We start from the raw sequence: 15,271 nt of genomic DNA, 5'->3' as shown, positions 1-15,271 counted from the left end.
AAGGCGAGTTGATACGAGGAACTAGCTTTCAATCTGGCGATGAACTGAAGTATGCTTTAGCTCGTTATATCAACAACTTTTATAATAGTAAAAGGCTGCATTCGGGAATTGGTTACTATTCCCCAATAGAATATGAGCGAATGGCAGCATGAAAACTAATGTGTCCGTTTTATTGGGGTAAGATCAAACTCTGTTCCGTTGGCTTTTATTTGTGTAAGTTAATACAAATAAAAGCCAACTACACTCCGTCGCCATAGTCAGGCGTTATGCGTTACAAGGAGAGTTAAGATGATACAAGCTGCTATAGGTGCATTGATCCTGCTTGGGATCTATAAGTTCATGAACTCAAAGAGTGAGTATGAGATTACGTGGTGGCTGGCTTTCGTGTTTATATTGGTGCCAGGATTTTTGCTCTTTTTGCTTAGTATTGGTTTGAACTTGCTGAATGTATCACCTGCATTTAGCTTGTTTGGTTATCTTTTCTACTTTGCAGTGCCATTTCTAATTCTGAAATATGGTCTTGAATTTGAACGCTCTCCAGCTATTAAATTCTCTGCAGTTGTTCCAATAGTTGCCATAGTCACTGAAATTCCATTTGTAATGCTTCTTGGTGCGGGCAATGCATAACAATCACGCGCAGTTGGCCGCTGAAAAGCGCGGCGGGACAGCTAAATTCCCACACTTTTTTGTGCAATCGCTTTGCTCATTCTTGCACAAAAACGCGCTCCACTTTGTCTGCCCCCGTCTTGGGCGTTATACATAGAGAGTGAATTTGTACTACGGATATTTGATCAATTTTTATTACATTATATGGCTCTTATGTGCCTATATTCTCTATCGTATTGTAAGTGCTGAAATTCTTGTATTACGCATTCAATATCATCGCTGTGAGAATAAACGTTCCTTTGTTTTGCGACGGGTTGTAAGAATAATCGCGGCTCTAGCGGCAGTCGGTTTTGTAGCCTTTGCAAGTTTCTACTATTCCGAGTTGGCCTCTTCAATGAGGGAGAGAGCGAAAACTGAATATTCATTAACTGGTGCGCCAAACAAAATTTTGTGTATGGCGGTTACTGCGAATCAGTTTAATGGCAGCTTGCTGAAACAAACCATGTACGCACCAGAGTTTTACGCACAGTGCATAGAAAGAACCCCTTCAGCGCCAAATAGAGATTTCTGCGGTTTCGTTGAGTCGGAGCGTGAGTTTATGACGCGGTGTAAACAGCTTGGCATACAAGGTTGGCATTGCACTCTTTTGCATTGGAGGGGTAAGGAGCAATGTTAATGCCTGGTAACAAGTTTGGAGTTCAACGTAAAAAACTGCCGCTTCGCTCTGGGTTTTCGCGCTTGCTTGAGGTGTGAGCAGACCTACAAGACGCCGCATCATTTATGCTTGTCTATCATTATCCCTAGCAAAGTCGTCTTGCGGCGCAAAGAATTATAAGTAACTAGTAGAAAGACTTTAGTTGGTGCGTTAGAAGCAACTTGTCAGTTCCCATCTCGGTATAACACCAACCCATTACCCATCTACATTAGCCGCGCTTAAAAATGCGGGCTTTTCACCGCCGCCGTGTACTGTCACGGTAGAGCCGCTGACATAGGCGGATAGGTCGCTGGCCAAAAATAGGCAGGCGTCACCGATATCTTCTGGGTTTGCCATTCTGCCGAGTGGGATGGTGTTGCCGACGGCAGAAATGCCAGCTTCGTCGCCGTAGTGAAGGTGGGCTTGTTCGGTACGGATTAAGCCGGCGATGATCGCGTTGGTTCTTACTTTAGGCGCCCATTCGACGCCCAATGAGCTGGTTAAACTCACTAGTCCGGCTTTTGCTGCGCCGTAGGCTGCGGTGCCCGGCGAAGGCCGCACGGCACTGACCGAGGCGATATTGATAATTGCACCGCCGCTGTCCTGAGTTTGCATAATACGATTGCAGGACTGGGAAAAATTCAGCGGGCCGAGTAGGTTGAGTCTAATGATTGATTCTGAAAAGCGGGGTGATACGGTTGCCGCGTCTGCGGCGGGTGCGCCACCAGCATTGTTTACTAGCACGTCTATGCGGCCGAACTCACTCACAACGGTGTCTACAAAGGTTTGAATGGCGTCTGCGTCGCGAACATCTACTTGGTAAAAGACTGCGCTTTTATTGCCAGCGCTTGGCAAGGTTTCGGGTTCGCTGCGGCCGCAGATAACAACGTTGGCGCCATTGTTTAAAAAACGCTCAGTAATACCGCGTCCGACACCTTTGCCACCGCCGGTAACGATAACGACCTTTCCACTGAAATCGAGTCTGTTCTGCATTCTAGCTCCGCAATGCACATTATTATGAGGGTGATCTTTTGTATTGGGCGATCTCTTCGCCTTTGGGCTTTTTGTGCCAGCAAATAAAATCGCGGCAAATTTGGTTCTGAGTTTACCGCATTTTAGTCGGGGTTAAACGCGCTGGGCGCTAATTGGGTTTGTCGTAATATGGATTAAACCCTTGCAGGCTGTGGTTTGCGACGATGTTTTGATGGAGGGTAGTCTGAAGAGACTAATCTGAAATAGGTAAACCTTCTCGCTTAGGTCGTTGGTGGGCTAGCTTCTGCTAAGGTAACTGGATTCTGACGCCTCTCACGATATTGACTAATTTGCCACTTTGGAACAGAGAGGCAAAACGATCGCTAATGTTTAAGGATCGACCGTTTTTGTCAGTATTCGCGATGAGTTAAGACGTATACACTAAACTTTAATAAGCGTGGTTGCTGACTGTTCGGCCTTGGTATTAAAGTGGCGGAGCGCGACCGATGAAGAGATCAAATAAATCGTAAAGAGAGATGTTTGCATGAGCGAAAATAAGGCAGTAGTGGCAATTCTTGGCGGCACGGGTGGTTTGGGTACAGGATTGGCGCGGCGTTGGGCCGAGGCGGGTTATTCGATCATTATTGGTTCGCGCACCCAAGATAAAGCTGAAACAGCCGCTCAGGCCTTGCGTGATCTCATGCAGGAGCGTGGGATCGGTAATGTGTCGGTCTCTGCCATGGATAATGTCGCAGCAGCGCAAGCGGCGGATATTGCGGCGTTAACGGTACCATTTGCTCATCATGCCGACACCTTAAATAGCGTGAAAGCGGCGTTGCAAGGCAAGATTTTAATCGACGTGACTGTGCCTTTGGTGCCGCCTAAGGTGGCTCGGGTGCAGTTACCTGCCGAAGGTTCTGCTGGTCAGATTGCCCAGAATATTTTGGGTGAGGGTGTTAGCGTGGTGTCGGCGTTTCAGAACGTAGCAGCGGTGCATTTACAAGATGGCCAAGGCATGGATTGTGATGTGTTGGTGTGTGGCGATAATAAAGAGGCGCGGGCTAAAGTCATTGAGCTAGTTGAAGCAGCCGGCTTGCGCGGTTTTCACGCGGGAAGTATTGCGAATGCGGCAGCGGTTGAGGCCATGACCTCGCTGTTGATCTTCATCAATAAGCAGTATAAATGCCACGCAGGTATTAAATTAACGGGCCTAGATCATTAATTCGAACATGGTGAAATCCCTCGTTCTTCATGCAGTGCCGGGTATTCCGATGGTGGAGCCCGGTGATGATATTGCTGAGTTGATTCTCGATGCGCTGGCAGCTTTGGGGCTGACGCTGCAAGACGGCGACGTTTTGGTATTAGCGCAGAAAATTGTCTCTAAAGCAGAGGGGCGTTACGCCTATTTGAATGAGATTGAACCCAGCGCCGAAGCCCGTGAGTTGGCCGAGCGGTGCGAAAAAGATCCACGTCATATGCAGGTGTTGTTGAATGAGTCCCGCGAGGTGATTCGGCGGCGCCCCGGCGTTGTGATTGTTGAGCACGTTTTGGGTTATGTTCACGCCAATGCAGGTATAGACCGGTCTAATATTAGCAGTGACGACCAAAATCCACGTTTATTACTTTTACCCGAAAATCCTGATCGCAGTGCGGCGTCTTTGCGGTCGGCGGTTTTGGAGCGCACTGGGGTAAACGTCAATGTTCTCATTAACGACAGCGCGGGTCGGGCGTGGCGCAATGGCACTCTAGGATTTGCCATTGGTACTGCAGGCTTCGAGGCGGTGGAAAATCGTATTGGTGAACAGGATTTGTATGGTCGGCCGCTAGAGATTACTGAAGTGGCGGTAGCCGATGAATTAGCGGCGGCGGCGTCTTTTATGATGGGGCAGGGCGACGAGGCATTGCCGCTGGTTATTATTCGCGGCGCAAAATTGCGTGAATCGACGGCGGGCTCTGCGGCATTAATTCGAGATCGAGAAAAGGATATGTTTCGCTGATGGTCGATGCAGCACAAGGAGCGCAGACAGAATTTAAGGGCAAGGTATTGGCATTGAGTGGCGGCGTTGGCGGCGCAAAACTGTGTCGAGGTTTGGCCGCGAGTTTATCGGTAGAACAACTGACTATCTTAGCGAATACCGGTGACGATTTTGATTATTGGGATTTGCGCATTTGTCCCGATTTAGATTCGGTTATGTACGCCCTTGCAGATTTAAATGACGAGGAGCGGGGCTGGGGTTTGCGCGATGAGACCTGGCGTACGCTTATTGCCATGCGTAGATTGGGTGGCGATGAATGGTTTCAAATTGGTGATCAAGATTTAGCGACCCATGTATTGCGAACGCAGTTATTGCATGCGGGGCATTCTTTATCGGCGGTGACCAAGCAAATTATCAATGGTCTGGGAATACGGCACAGCCTGCTGCCAATGACTGAACAGCCGGTTGCCACCAAAGTGAATACGGATCAGGGTTGGCTAGATTTTCAGCAATATTTTGTGCGTGATAAATGTCAGCCAGAAGTACGGGAATTGTATTTTGAAGGTGCGGACGCGGCGGTATTGAATCCCCAAGTTCGGCAGCTATTAGAAGATGAAGACTTAGCGGCAATTGTGGTGTGCCCGTCTAATCCTTTTGTTAGTATCGATCCCATTTTAAGTTTGGCTGATTGCCGCAGCTTGCTAAAACACTCGGCTGCGCCGTTAATTGCGGTGTCGCCGATTATTGCTGGCCGCGCGGTTAAAGGGCCAGCGGCGAAGATGATGCGTGAGTTAGATATGCCCGCAACGGCCTTGGCGGTTGCCGAGTATTACGGTGATTTACTCGATGGTTATGTTTTGGATGAGGCCGATGTTGAGTACGCCGATGCCATCGTCGCTATGGGTATAAAGGTATGCGTGGCGCCGACCTTGATGACGACACTCGACAGCAAGATCGCGCTAGCAGAGTCTGTATTAAACTTTGCGGCCAGTATTAAAGCATAAAGACATCCGGCGAGTTTCTCGTCGAAAAATTGCGATAATAAATACAGCGGATAAAAGCGTATAACACTATGTGGGCACTATTGCCGTTAAAAGATTTTGTGCAGGCTAAGCAACGTTTGACGGGGTGTTTGACCGTGTCGGAACGACGTGGCTTATTTCACGCCATGGTTGAAGACGTGCTGACCGTGTTGGCAGCGCACTCTGGCTTTGAACGTATTGTTGTGGTGTCAGATGATCCGGCAGCCCAGTTATTGGCTGAACACTATCGTATAGATTGTTGGTCAGAGCGGGATTTAGGCCTCAGCGGTTTAAATGGGGTGGTATCTGCAGCGCTGAATAAAATGGCCGTGCTTACCGCAAATGAATCACACCCTGTGGCCGCGATGGTGGTGCATGGTGATCTTCCGCTGCTAGGCGAACAGGAATTAAATGTGCTGACGGCTAAGCATCAATTATTGATGAAAGAGCATCGCTCGGCGGTAAGCATTGCCACAGATCGCCACGGTCTTGGCAGTAATATTTTAGTGTGTGATCCCGCCAGCGTGCCCGCGTTAGCCTATGGGCGTGATAGTTGCGCGATACATTACCAAGAGGCGGTGGCAATGAATTTACCGGCACAAATTATTTCATTGCCAGGCATTGCTCAAGACATTGATACCCAAGAGGACCTGTCCCGTTTGTTGGCTTTATCACCTAACAATGCGGCGCAACGAACATTGGCGTATCTGCACCAGGCGGGTATTGCGCAGCGCTTGAGGCAATTAGATAACGAGGCGGCAAACACGTCTGCACAAGCTTGGAGTGCGGTATGACGAATGCGATATCTGGGCTTGAAACAATAGACTCTTTGTTGTCATTGTTAAGCGAAGAGGGCATGGACGCCGAGCACGCAATGTTGCTGGCCGATATAGCAGAAACAGACGCTTTAATGACGGCCGCCGCGGGTTTGCGTGACCGTGGTTTTTACAACGGCGTCAGCTATTCTCGTAAAGTCTTTATTCCGCTTACTCATTTGTGCCGCGATGTCTGCCATTACTGCACGTTTGCAAAAACACCGAAGAAAATAGAACAGGCGTATTTACCGGTTGAGCAAGTCTTGGCGCAGGTGAAGGTTGCCGAAAGCATGGGTTGCAAAGAAGCCTTATTCACCCTTGGTGAAAAGCCTGAGTTGCGCTATAAAGCAGCGCGAGACGCACTGGCGGAGATGGGGTTCGCTAGCACCCTGGAATACCTTGCCCATGTTGCTGGTAGGGTGCTGGCTGAAACCAATGTGTTACCCCATATCAATGCAGGCTGCATGGATGATGAAGAAATTGCACTGTTGCGGCCGGTGTCGGCGTCAATGGGCATCATGCTTGAATCGGCGTCTAGCCGCTTGTGTGAAAAAGGCATGCCGCATTATGGTTCGCCAGATAAAGACCCAGTACTGCGTTTGGAGACAATTGCTCGCGCTGGTAGAGCGTCGGTGCCGTTTACCTCAGGAATATTAATTGGTATTGGTGAAACCCGCCGCGAGCGGGTGGAATCTTTATTGGCATTGCGAGAACTGCATCGGCGCTACGGCCATATTCAAGAAATTATTGTGCAGAATTTTCGGGCTAAACCGAATACCAAAATGGCCTCTGCGCCTGAGCCAGATTTGAACGAGTTACTGTGGACTATTGCCGTTGCACGATTAATTTTTGGTGCGCAGATGAGTATTCAAGCACCGCCGAATTTAAGTCCCGGCGTGTTGCCGCAACTGGTCGCTGCAGGTCTAAATGATTGGGGTGGTGTTTCGCCGCTCACACCTGATTTTGTTAATCCCGAAGCGCCTTGGCCGCATTTAGAGAGCCTCGCTAAAGAAACTGCGGGCGCGGGCAAACATTTGCATGAGCGCTTAACTATTTATCCGCGGTATGTGCGGCAGTATGAGCGCTGGCTAGATCCAGCCTTGCACACCAAAGTGCTTCATTACAGCGACGCACAGGGCTTGCCCAAGGAAGATAGTTGGGTTGCTGGCCAAGATTTTGAGGCGCCTGCGGTGGACTTGGATTTACTCGGTGCTGATCAACAAACGCTCAAAAAATATGGGCCAGTATCACGTGATATAGCTATCTTGATTGAGCGTGCGTTACGCGCAGAGGCATTGAGCGAAGAGGATGTTGTGCGTTTGTTTAGTGCTCGCGGTAGCGATTTTTCCGCAGTATGTTCCGCCGCTGATCTGCTCCGTGAGCAGCGCTGCGGCGAGCGTGTGAGTTATGTTGTTACGCGCAATATTAATTACACCAATGTTTGTTATTTCAAATGTCAGTTCTGTGCGTTTTCTAAAGGGAAACTCAGCGAGAATTTGCGCGGTCGCCCCTATGATTTGTCCGGCGAAGAAATATCTCGCCGCGCAACTGAGGCTTGGCAGCGCGGTGCAAGCGAGGTGTGTATGCAGGGGGGAATTCACCCTGAGTACACTGGCCAGACCTATCTCGATATTGTCGCAACGCTGCGCACGGCGACACCCAATATGCATATTCATGCTTTCTCGCCCTTGGAGGTTTGGCAGGGCGCTGAAACCCTTGGGTTAGATTTAGAAACATATTTGCTGAAATTAAAAACAGCGGGCTTACACACTTTGCCCGGCACCGCTGCCGAAGTATTAGATGACGATGTGCGAGCGGTTTTGTGCCCAGATAAAATTAACACTGAACAATGGCTTGCGGTGATGGCGGCGGCGCATAAAGTGGGGCTGCGCTCTACGGCGACGATCATGTACGGCCACGTCGATAACTATCAGTCTTGGGCGAAGCACCTTCTTCGTGTTCGGAATTTACAGGAAAAAACCGGGGGCTTTACTGAATTTGTGCCGCTGCCCTTTGTACCACCGGAGGCGCCAATTTATCTTAAAGGCAAGGCGCGACGCGGACCGAGTTTTCGCGAGGCGGTGTTGATGCATGCCGTGGCTAGACTCGTCTTTAACGGTTTAATCGACAATATTCAGGCGTCTTGGGTGAAGATGGGTGAACAGGGCGTTGAGGCCTTGTTAAACGCAGGTGTAAACGACCTGGGCGGCACGTTGATGAATGAGACTATTACACGGGCTGCTGGTGCTGTACATGGTCAGGAGGCCGCTCCGGCATTGATGGAAGCGCGAATTCTTCGTGCGGGTCGTGTGCCTTTTCAGCGTAATACGCTTTACGGCGCAGCCGATGAACAACAGGCCCAACGCTCGCGTATCGCGGCGCCCCTTGAAGAGGTGGTGAATACACCGGCGCATAAATACGAGCGCAGTAAATTGGCTAGCGACAGCACCTTGATCGCTGTCAGCTAAGCCTCTCGCAGTGGATGAAATCAAACCAAAATAATAAGGATAAATGATGGGAACCTACGCACTCACTGGCGGCGCTACGGGTATCGGTGCCGCGATCAAGACCCAACTCCGCGAAGCCGGTCATCAAGTCATTGTTGTCGATCTTGCCGAGGGCGATATTTGCGCTGACTTGTCTGAGCCATCTGGTCGTCAAAAAGCGATAGATGGTATTCACGCATTGGCAGCGAATGGTCTAGATGGCTTTATTCCCTGTGCCGGACTTGGGCCATCGGTTCGGCCATTTTCATTGATTACTAAGGTAAATTATTTTGCGGCGGTAGCCATAACAGAGGGTGTGCGGGATCTTTTGGTGCGGCGCAAAGGCAGCGTCGTCATGATCTCTTCCAACTCAGCTGCCATGGTTGGTCACGATGAGTATGTCGATTTACTGCTCGATGACCGTGAGACTGAGGCCTGTGAATTGAGTGATAGCAAAGATGGTCATACGGCCTATGCGGGTTCAAAACATGCGCTTAGCTGTTGGTTGCGGCGCAATGCGCCAGACTATGCCCGTCAAGGCGTGCGATTAAATGCGGTGGCGCCGGGCATAATTGATACACCACTGAGTAATAAAGTCCTTGCTGATAAAGAGCTTGGTCAAGTTATGAAGGATTTCGGAGACAGTGTTCCCCTAGGTGCAATTGGCAAACCTGAGCAGATCGCCGATGTGGTGTGTTTTATGCTGAGCGGTAAGGCCAGTTTTATGGCGGGATCTATCGTCTTTGTTGATGGTGGTCACGACGCGATGTTGCGACCGGATCAATTCTAAGTTTGGTATAGCTGGCGGTTTTACTGCCAGCCTATACGCCAGTGGGTCTGGTTTTTTAAATCTCGCCAGTCAATCTCAAATTCCCGTTTCGTCATAACGGCTTCCATTAGGCAGAGGACTACGAGGCCGTTTTCGTCGTATTCCACTTCCCGAACAAGAAAATGTTTTTCTTTGTGTTGGGGGTGGCTTGATGTCCATTTACTGTTTAGAAGCTTTTTGGGGTTTAAGCTGTTCACTTGAATCAAATACCCTCTAATGGCTTAAAAATATGAATTGCTGTTATCGCAATGGTTACGAATGTGGCGGCTAACTAGATGTTCGCTTTATTCTCGAATTCAGGTTTCGCCCTTGGAAATACCGCATCTTAGCTTGATAATGCCTGCCGACGGTCGATCTTTATGACTGTAATGCTGGAGTTTAAATGTCGCTAATCTCTCCCCTTATTCCCATTATTCTGCCCGTTATATTCTGCGCCGCCATTGGCGTATTTTGGGTTCGGTTTAAGCAACCCTTTGATCACGAGTTTGTGCGCCGTATTGTACTGTGGGTAGGTGCGCCTGCCTTGATTGTGGGCACCTTGGGGCAAACGGTTATTTCATCTGACCTTCTTCAGCATGTATTGCTTGCCAGTGTTTGTATGTTGGCGTTTTCTGCGCTTTTTGCCGCCGTTGCCTGTTTGGTCTTGCGCATTAATATGCGTAATTTTGTGGTGCCCTTGGTATTTGGCAATTTCGGTAATATGGGGCTGCCGCTGTGTCTTTTTGCCTTTGGTCAAGAAGGTTTGGCGATTGGTCTGGGTATCTTCTTAACCACAACGATTGCCCATTTCTCCTTTGGCGCGGCGGTGCTGAGCGGCAAGGCTATGGTGAAAGGGGTGCTTAGCTCTCCCATTATTTATGCTGGCATCATCGCGTGTCTGCTTATTTTTAATCATTGGAGTCTGCCGGTATCGATCCAGAATACCCTAGGTTTGTTGGGTGGGCTTTCTATTCCCCTTATGCTGATTACCCTAGGTGTGTCATTGAGTTCGCTTAAGCTAAATGCGGCCGGAAAATCAGTTGGGCTGGGCGTGTTGCGATTATTCATCGGGCTAGCTGGCGGTTTTGCCGCAGTCTATGTTTTGAATCTGGAAGGTCTGGAGCGCAAGGTAGTGCTATTGCAATCAGCGATGCCTGCGGCCGTGTTCAATTATTTGTTGGCCTTGCAGTACAATCGTGAACCGGATGTGGTGGCGGGAATAGTAGTCAGTTCAACCTTGATCAGCTTTATCAGTATTCCGGTCTTACTGTATTTTTTAGGTGTGTAATTAGGGGGGCTAAAGAAGGGCGGTGATTTGAGCCGCCCTTCGTCAAATATTATGGCTAGCGTACGATGATTTTCTTTTTGGCTCGATCAATTTCAGACTCTAGTCTTTGGTAGATAGCCTTTACATCAATGTCGGCATCAACCGCTGCGCGGCTTGATATTTGGGTGACGGGGAATATGGCCTCATCTTTAAAGGGCACTTCCAGTGCGCGACTGCGCCCGACTCGGTCAGTATAAATTACCCATTTCAGATTATTCTCTTTAAGCAGGTGGTCGCCGATGACAATGCCCATTGCCTGAAGAAGGCGGGTTTGGTCGCCGGTGACGATTTTACGGTCTAGCAAGGTTTGGATTAGACGCAAATCATTGTCGCGGCTCTCGCCAAAACTTCTGCCAAGCTCCATGCGACTTAGGTCGTTTAGTTGGTTTCGGCTGTCCTCCATGTATTTTTCATCTGTTGGTGTCATGGGGTCTGTCCGCCAAGGATCGGCTATACTCATCGGCGCCAAAATGAACAGTAATACTATGGCTAGGAAACGCATTGGGTTTTCTCCTGTCTCAGTTCGGCAAAACATGGGTTTTACATGAGAGTTTGACTGCGCGAAAGTGAATTCGTTTCGCGAAAGTCGCTAAGCGTAACTGGTTTACATTCATTTGTCCCTTGAGCTGCGTGGCACTGGCCAGTACCATTAGCGGCTTGCACCAAAATTGGAGATACCGGCATGATTTCGGGTAGTGTGGTTGCCCTAGTAACCCCGATGCACAGCGATGGCAGTATTGACTGGCAAGCGTTGTCGCGTCTGATTGAATGGCATATAGAACAGGGTACAGATGGGATAGTTGCGGTGGGTACCACCGGTGAGTCTGCCACTCTTGCGATGGATGAGCATAAAATGGTCATCAAGGCATGTGTCGATCAGGTTGCTGGACGTATCAAGGTTGTTGCGGGTACCGGTGCAAATTCGACCGCTGAAGCGATTGAATTGACGAAAGTAGCCTGTGAGGTTGGCGCAGATGCTTGCCTATTGGTTACGCCTTATTATAACAAGCCCACTCAAGAGGGGTTGTATCGTCATTACATGGCGATTGCTGATGCAGTCGATATCCCCCAGATTTTGTACAATGTGCCCGGCCGTACAGCTTGCGATATGTTGAATTCAACCACCATACGTTTAGCGGAACATCGCAATATTATTGCGATCAAAGACGCCACTGGCGATTTAGCGCGTGGGAAAGAATTGATTGACGCGGTGGGAGACAAGATTGATGTATTGTCCGGCGATGACGCAACGGCAGCAGAATTAATGTTGTTGGGTGGCAAAGGCAATATCTCGGTGACGGCAAATATTGCTCCTGCGGCTGTAAAAGCAGTGTGTGTTGCGGCCATGTCTGGAGATAAGGCAGCGACTGCCGCCGCCGATGCACCCTTGCGAATCCTCCACGATCGCCTATTCGTAGAAGCTAACCCAATCCCCGTAAAATGGGCGTTGTTAGCCATGGGTATGATGGAAGACGGTATTCGTTTGCCGTTGACTCTATTGAGTGAAGCGGCACAACCTCGGGTCGCCGAAGCGTTAACGCAAGCAGGATTAATAGACTAGATGAGCAATTTTATGTGCAGCACCGGTTTTCGATTAACAATAATAAGTCTGGGGCTGACGCTATTGTCGGGCTGTTTTGGTGGTGATGGCATGTTCCGCGACCGCGGACAAGATTATCGTAAGGCCAAGTTGACTGCGCCGTTGGTGTTACCACCTGGGATTAAATCAGAAACCCTTGATGATCAGTATGTGGTGCCTGGCATAGAGACTCACAAGCCGTTGCCGGGTAAGTTTGAAGTGTCTCGCCCTGAGTCGCTGGCGAAAAACGTCGGCACTTCAGAGGTGAAAATTCAGACCTTAGAAGATCGTAGCTGGATTTTAATGGACGGCGACCCGAACCAAGTTTGGCCTCGGATGCGGGTTTTCCTTGGTCGGGCAGGTTTAGAAATTGCTAAGGCTGATGGTAAGGCTGCCATTATTGAAACCCAGTGGCGAGATCCCGATGGTGACGGCGCGAGCCGTGAACGTTTTCGCTTCCGCCTCGAAGAGGGTGTGCAGCAGGGCACTAGCGAAATTCATGTACTGGTGCAGATTAATGGCAATGAACAGTGGCCAAAACAGTCGGATAGTTCAAAACGTGAATCGCAAATGGTTCGCGTTGTTGCCCAGTATTTAGCTGATCAAGAAACCGCAGGTGCGGTGTCGATACTTGCGCAACGTTCTGATAGCAAGGGTAAAATCTTTATTGAAGGGGGCGATGGTAGCCCAGATAGCCGACATTTATTGTTGCTGCTTCCTCTTGACCGCGCTTGGGCTGCGTTAGGCTTGGCTTTGGTGAAAGCTGGCTTTGAAATCGAAGATGACCGTCGCGAAGTGAATAAATACTGGTTGACCTATGTCGATCCAGAAATCGAGCAACCGGGTTGGTTTGCTAAAACCTTTGGCGCTCGCCGTAACGGTTTGAGCCGCTACGTAGTTGAAATGAAAGAAATGGGTCCTGAGGAAGCGCGGATCTATTTAAATTACCAAAAAGGCCGTCGTCTTCGCGAAGCTGAGCGTGAAAGGCTGCTTAATCGCATTATGGGGTATTTGTATTAGTGCGCTTTGCATCACTGGGTAGCGGCAGTAAAGGCAACGCTACCCTGCTTGAGACAGATCAGAGCTGTGTGCTAATCGATTGCGGTTTTACCATAAAGGAAACCGAACGGCGCATGGCGAGATTGGGGCGATCACCGACTGATTTGGCAGCAATTTTGGTTACCCATGAACACAGTGATCATATTAAAGGTGTGTTGCCACTCGCGCGTAAATATAAATTACCTGTCTACTGTAGCTACGGTACCGGTGAATATGGCCAGCTCAGGCTTTCACATCATTGGCGCAATATGGAGCTTGGGCAGGAACTTGATATTGGCGGAATTGCGGTCACGCCGGTAGCGGTGCCCCACGATGCACGTGAACCTTGTCAGTTTGTTTTCAGATATCAAAAAAAAACATTTGGGCTTCTCACGGATTTAGGTAGTATTACGCCCTTCGTTCGGGAGCACTACCGACGCTGTGATGCCTTGCTTTTAGAATGTAATCACGATGTGACTATGTTGGCCAATGGCCCGTATCCGTATTCTTTGAAACAACGGGTGGGAGGCGATTGGGGGCATTTGAATAATCAGCAGGCGGCGAGTTTACTTGCCGAGGCAGAAGTGGGTCATTTGCAGCATGTGGTGATGGCCCATTTGAGCGAGCAGAATAACACCCCCGCATTGGCGAGGGCGGCAATAGAACCTATGTTAGCAAACAGTGACGCGCTGCTGTCTGCTGACCAAGAAGCTGGTTTCGACTGGCTTGAAATAGCGTGATCTTCTTGTGCTAATGAGGCAAACCATGGAAAAACGCGAAGAGTTGTATTCCGGCAAGGCTAAGTCAGTCTACAAAACTGATGATCCTGACCGTTATATCCTCAATTTCAGAAACGACACCTCAGCCTTCGACGGTTTGCGGGTAGAGCAGCTGGATCGCAAAGGCATGGTGAACAATAAGTTCAATGCTTTTATTATGCAGGCGCTGCAAGCTGCCGGGATACCCACGCATTTTGAAAAACTGTTGTCTGATAACGATGCCTTAGTTAAAAAGCTGGATATGCTGCCTATCGAATGTGTGGTGCGTAATATTGCTGCGGGTTCGATTGTTAAGCGTTTGGGTGTTGAGGAAGGTAAGGAATTGAACCCACCGACCTTCGAAATGTTTCTTAAGAACGATGCCCTGCACGATCCCATGATTAACGAATACCACATTCGCTCCTTCGGTTGGGCCAATGATGCTCAATTGGATCGTATGAAAGAGCTGACCTTTCAAGTGAACGATGTGCTCAAAGCCATGTTTGCTGATGCCGGCATGTTGTTGGTTGATTACAAGCTTGAATTCGGTGTGTTTAGTGATGGCCAAATTCATTTGGGCGACGAGTTTTCTCCCGATGGCTGCCGTTTATGGGATGCTGACACCCGCGAAAAACTAGACAAAGATCGCTTCCGCCAAGGTTTAGGCAATGTGGTTGAGTCATACGAAATAGTGGGTCGTCGTTTAGGCATAGATTTCGACGCCTAAATTGCACCGCGACGCTAGAATTGTCATATTGACCGACTATTCTAGTGTCATACTTCGTTTCAACATGATTGTCCTGCAGATCTAATACTTAATGACTAGATTGGCCCATAAGAACCGCATATCGCTACTGGCAGTATTATTACTTTGCCTTAGCTGGTCTGTTTGGCTGCAGGGTAATCACGTCCATGTTGCAGATCACACGGCGCTCGACGTCTGTGTGGCCTGCCATTATAACGCTGCCGCTTTACCGTCCACGGCAATAAGTGCTGAGATTACCCGCACTGTTGTCGAGGTCAGTGATATTGTTGCAATTGCAGTGGTCTTGCCGCTGCTTCCGCTACGCCCTCCTGCTCGTGCCCCGCCTGAAAACGTTTTCGCTTAATTATTTGGAAATATCGAATCGCTGATTGTTCACTGTAACGTCTAGTTACTGGTTGCTTTGCTGGTTGCAGTTTGTGGCAAT

At 49.2% G+C, this 15,271-nt stretch carries 17 protein-coding genes; 14 read left to right on the top strand and 3 right to left on the bottom strand.

Annotated elements, in window-relative coordinates; all coding sequences use genetic code 11:
- The first annotated feature begins 8 nt into the window (after positions 1-8).
- Positions 9-152, top strand: a complete 144-nt coding sequence (locus tag O9X78_RS20910) for an IS3 family transposase (RefSeq protein ID WP_350339233.1) — start codon at positions 9-11, stop codon at positions 150-152.
- Between the two features lie 136 nt (positions 153-288).
- Positions 289-627 carry a hypothetical protein gene (locus tag O9X78_RS03435; protein ID WP_269618215.1) on the top strand — a complete coding sequence of 113 codons (339 nt, stop codon included), beginning with the start codon at positions 289-291 and terminating at the stop codon, positions 625-627.
- A gap of 889 nt (positions 628-1,516) precedes the next feature.
- On the opposite strand, the gene O9X78_RS03430 is transcribed toward O9X78_RS03435, so the two are convergent.
- Positions 1,517-2,293: an SDR family oxidoreductase gene (locus tag O9X78_RS03430; RefSeq protein WP_269618214.1), complete on the bottom strand. Its 777-nt coding sequence runs from the start codon at positions 2,291-2,293 to the stop codon at positions 1,517-1,519.
- Positions 2,294-2,816: 523 nt separating this feature from the next.
- On the opposite strand from O9X78_RS03430, the gene npdG reads away from it, so the two are divergent.
- The 6 genes from npdG (at position 2,817) to O9X78_RS03400 (ending at position 9,361) form a co-directional block, all read left to right on the top strand.
- The gene (npdG, locus tag O9X78_RS03425; RefSeq protein WP_269618213.1) at positions 2,817-3,494 is read left to right on the top strand and encodes an NADPH-dependent F420 reductase; all 678 of its coding nucleotides are present in this window, start codon (positions 2,817-2,819) and stop codon (positions 3,492-3,494) included.
- Between the two features lie 7 nt (positions 3,495-3,501).
- Positions 3,502-4,269, top strand: a complete 768-nt coding sequence (cofE, locus tag O9X78_RS03420; protein WP_269618212.1) for a coenzyme F420-0:L-glutamate ligase — start codon at positions 3,502-3,504, stop codon at positions 4,267-4,269.
- On the top strand, positions 4,269-5,252 hold the full coding sequence (gene cofD / locus O9X78_RS03415; RefSeq protein ID WP_269618211.1) for a 2-phospho-L-lactate transferase: 984 nt from the start codon (positions 4,269-4,271) through the stop codon (positions 5,250-5,252). Before cofE ends, cofD begins: the two co-directional genes overlap by 1 nt.
- Before the next feature lie 68 nt (positions 5,253-5,320).
- Positions 5,321-6,064, top strand: coding sequence for a 2-phospho-L-lactate guanylyltransferase (gene cofC / locus O9X78_RS03410; protein ID WP_269618210.1), 744 nt, complete (start codon positions 5,321-5,323; stop codon positions 6,062-6,064).
- A complete protein-coding gene (cofH, locus tag O9X78_RS03405; RefSeq protein WP_269618209.1) occupies positions 6,061-8,553 on the top strand; it encodes a 5-amino-6-(D-ribitylamino)uracil--L-tyrosine 4-hydroxyphenyl transferase CofH in 2,493 nt (830 codons plus the stop codon). Before cofC ends, cofH begins: the two co-directional genes overlap by 4 nt.
- Positions 8,554-8,599: 46 nt before the next feature.
- Complete coding sequence (locus O9X78_RS03400) at positions 8,600-9,361, top strand: SDR family oxidoreductase (RefSeq protein WP_269618208.1); 762 nt, start codon at positions 8,600-8,602, stop codon at positions 9,359-9,361.
- 20 nt (positions 9,362-9,381) lie between these two features.
- Here the strand turns inward: O9X78_RS03400 and O9X78_RS03395 are convergent, their stop codons facing one another.
- Positions 9,382-9,597 (bottom strand): TIGR02450 family Trp-rich protein, encoded by a 216-nt coding sequence (locus O9X78_RS03395; RefSeq protein ID WP_269618207.1) that lies wholly within the window; start codon positions 9,595-9,597, stop codon positions 9,382-9,384.
- Positions 9,598-9,782: 185 nt separating this feature from the next.
- Here O9X78_RS03395 and O9X78_RS03390 point away from each other — a divergent pair, with 185 nt between their 5' ends.
- Positions 9,783-10,667, top strand: coding sequence for an AEC family transporter (locus tag O9X78_RS03390; RefSeq protein WP_269618206.1), 885 nt, complete (start codon positions 9,783-9,785; stop codon positions 10,665-10,667).
- Positions 10,668-10,722: 55 nt separating this feature from the next.
- Here the strand turns inward: O9X78_RS03390 and O9X78_RS03385 are convergent, their stop codons facing one another.
- Positions 10,723-11,208 carry a DUF3806 domain-containing protein gene (locus O9X78_RS03385; RefSeq protein ID WP_269618205.1) on the bottom strand — a complete coding sequence of 162 codons (486 nt, stop codon included), beginning with the start codon at positions 11,206-11,208 and terminating at the stop codon, positions 10,723-10,725.
- 180 nt (positions 11,209-11,388) lie between these two features.
- Here O9X78_RS03385 and dapA point away from each other — a divergent pair, with 180 nt between their 5' ends.
- The 5 genes from dapA (at position 11,389) to O9X78_RS03360 (ending at position 15,190) form a co-directional block, all read left to right on the top strand.
- Positions 11,389-12,267, top strand: coding sequence for a 4-hydroxy-tetrahydrodipicolinate synthase (gene dapA, locus O9X78_RS03380; protein ID WP_269618204.1), 879 nt, complete (start codon positions 11,389-11,391; stop codon positions 12,265-12,267).
- Positions 12,268-13,305: an NlpB/DapX family lipoprotein gene (locus O9X78_RS03375; protein ID WP_269618203.1), complete on the top strand. Its 1,038-nt coding sequence runs from the start codon at positions 12,268-12,270 to the stop codon at positions 13,303-13,305.
- Positions 13,305-14,063 carry an MBL fold metallo-hydrolase gene (locus O9X78_RS03370; RefSeq protein ID WP_269618202.1) on the top strand — a complete coding sequence of 253 codons (759 nt, stop codon included), beginning with the start codon at positions 13,305-13,307 and terminating at the stop codon, positions 14,061-14,063. Before O9X78_RS03375 ends, O9X78_RS03370 begins: the two co-directional genes overlap by 1 nt.
- A gap of 25 nt (positions 14,064-14,088) precedes the next feature.
- Entirely contained in the window at positions 14,089-14,808 is a 720-nt protein-coding gene (purC, locus tag O9X78_RS03365; protein ID WP_269618201.1) for a phosphoribosylaminoimidazolesuccinocarboxamide synthase, read from the top strand.
- Between the two features lie 91 nt (positions 14,809-14,899).
- A complete protein-coding gene (locus tag O9X78_RS03360; RefSeq protein ID WP_269618200.1) occupies positions 14,900-15,190 on the top strand; it encodes a hypothetical protein in 291 nt (96 codons plus the stop codon).
- The last annotated feature ends 81 nt before the right edge of the window (positions 15,191-15,271 follow it).

The sequence above is a fragment of the Zhongshania aquatica genome (genome assembly GCF_027257955.1).
Classification (GTDB): domain Bacteria; phylum Pseudomonadota; class Gammaproteobacteria; order Pseudomonadales; family Spongiibacteraceae; genus Spongiibacter; species Spongiibacter aquatica.
The sequence above is the reverse complement of the archived record's forward strand: the minus strand, read 5'-3'. Positions and strand labels throughout refer to the sequence as shown.

Coding starts and splice junctions, on each gene's coding strand:
- O9X78_RS03435 (WP_269618215.1), top strand. CDS start 289: ATGATACAAGCTGCTATAGGTGCATTGATCCTGCTTGGGATCTATAAG.
- O9X78_RS03430 (WP_269618214.1), bottom strand. CDS start 2,293: ATGCAGAACAGACTCGATTTCAGTGGAAAGGTCGTTATCGTTACCGGC.
- npdG (WP_269618213.1), top strand. CDS start 2,817: ATGAGCGAAAATAAGGCAGTAGTGGCAATTCTTGGCGGCACGGGTGGT.
- cofE (WP_269618212.1), top strand. CDS start 3,502: ATGGTGAAATCCCTCGTTCTTCATGCAGTGCCGGGTATTCCGATGGTG.
- cofD (WP_269618211.1), top strand. CDS start 4,269: ATGGTCGATGCAGCACAAGGAGCGCAGACAGAATTTAAGGGCAAGGTA.
- cofC (WP_269618210.1), top strand. CDS start 5,321: ATGTGGGCACTATTGCCGTTAAAAGATTTTGTGCAGGCTAAGCAACGT.
- cofH (WP_269618209.1), top strand. CDS start 6,061: ATGACGAATGCGATATCTGGGCTTGAAACAATAGACTCTTTGTTGTCA.
- O9X78_RS03400 (WP_269618208.1), top strand. CDS start 8,600: ATGGGAACCTACGCACTCACTGGCGGCGCTACGGGTATCGGTGCCGCG.
- O9X78_RS03390 (WP_269618206.1), top strand. CDS start 9,783: ATGTCGCTAATCTCTCCCCTTATTCCCATTATTCTGCCCGTTATATTC.
- O9X78_RS03385 (WP_269618205.1), bottom strand. CDS start 11,208: ATGCGTTTCCTAGCCATAGTATTACTGTTCATTTTGGCGCCGATGAGT.
- dapA (WP_269618204.1), top strand. CDS start 11,389: ATGATTTCGGGTAGTGTGGTTGCCCTAGTAACCCCGATGCACAGCGAT.
- O9X78_RS03375 (WP_269618203.1), top strand. CDS start 12,268: ATGAGCAATTTTATGTGCAGCACCGGTTTTCGATTAACAATAATAAGT.
- purC (WP_269618201.1), top strand. CDS start 14,089: ATGGAAAAACGCGAAGAGTTGTATTCCGGCAAGGCTAAGTCAGTCTAC.
- O9X78_RS03360 (WP_269618200.1), top strand. CDS start 14,900: ATGACTAGATTGGCCCATAAGAACCGCATATCGCTACTGGCAGTATTA.